The 1,200-nt window shown below is 59.8% G+C and carries 1 protein-coding gene; it reads right to left on the bottom strand.

The annotated features are described in order from the left end of the window. Positions 1-1,127: IS701 family transposase (locus EV561_RS36970; RefSeq protein WP_132528786.1), on the bottom strand; the 1,127-nt coding region annotated here is incomplete at its 3' end. Positions 1,128-1,200 lie beyond the last annotated feature (73 nt).

The following is a 1,200-nucleotide window of genomic DNA, read 5'->3' as shown; positions in this document are numbered from 1 at the left end:
GCGTGTCGGTGTAGGCCCTGCCATGATCGGCCTTCAAAGTGATCGAGGCCGAGTTCTTCCTTCATCTGCTGATGGGCCTGCTCGCAGACCCATCTTGCTTTGATGGCGGCCGCGAGAGCTTTCAAGGTCGCCTCGGCCGGCAGATTGGAGAGATAATATTTGCGCTCGTCGTTTGAACGCCATTCACCAACGAGCCACGCTTCTTCGCCCGGCATGTGCTGCTGTCCCTTGTCGAGGATGCGTTGCGGGTTGCCATCAGCAATCCGAATGCGTAGGGCCGCGAAGCGTGCGGCCAGTCGAGCTTTGGTGCCGTGACGCCAACTGACCTTCTTCCAGGTCGCTCCTTCCAGGATCGCTTCGGCTGCGGTCGACAGCGTATCGGGGATCGAATGCTTGCGCGGTCTTCCATGGCCGGCGACAGGAAAGATCAATGCGACATCATGAGGATAAACCTTCTGATGCTTGGGAATGCCGACGGCCCAGGTGAGATTGCGTGCACTGAGCCCCTGGCGAAACGCAGCCGACAGACCATAGCCGGCGTCGGCAAGGACAGTACCAAACCGCACGCCTGCAGCCATCAGCCGATCGATCTCGTCGAGCGCGATCTCCGGTTTGGTGCGGGATCGGCGCATTTCCTCGGGAATGCCGGCCTTCGCCATCCGATCCTGATCACTGGTCCAGCTCTCGGGCAGGAACAGCCGCAGGCCAACGGGAACAGGAACCTCGTCGCGGGCCAGCGTCAACGACACTAGCGTCTGGCAATTGGCGCGCTTGCCGAGCATCGACGCATACTGCGGTGCGACCCCAACGGAATGGTCGCCCTTCTTCGGAATAGCCGTGTCATCGATCACCAGAAAAGCATCTGAAGCCCCGACAATCCTGTCGGCCCCCACCGCCAGTTCCGCCTCAAGAGGACCGGCATCCCAAATCCCATCCGAGATGAAATGATGCAGGCGGTCGTAGCGATCTGGTGCCAGACGTTCCGCCATCGGCTCGATACTCTTGCGATCGCCCGGTCCGATGAGGCCCGAAATATACACCGGGCACATCTGCCGCCGCTTCTTGTGACCAAGCTTCTCAACGAACGGCTTCAGCCAATCCGTCAATGCAACATGCTGCTCTGCCATCCCATGCACCCTCGTTGGAATGCCAAGGATGGCCGATCATCGTTACCTGAGAGTTAATCTGCCAAAGTAGTGC

This window comes from Rhizobium sp. BK376 (genome assembly GCF_004341625.1).
Classification (GTDB): Bacteria; Pseudomonadota; Alphaproteobacteria; order Rhizobiales; family Rhizobiaceae; genus Rhizobium.
The sequence above is the reverse complement of the archived record's forward strand: the minus strand, read 5'-3'. Positions and strand labels throughout refer to the sequence as shown.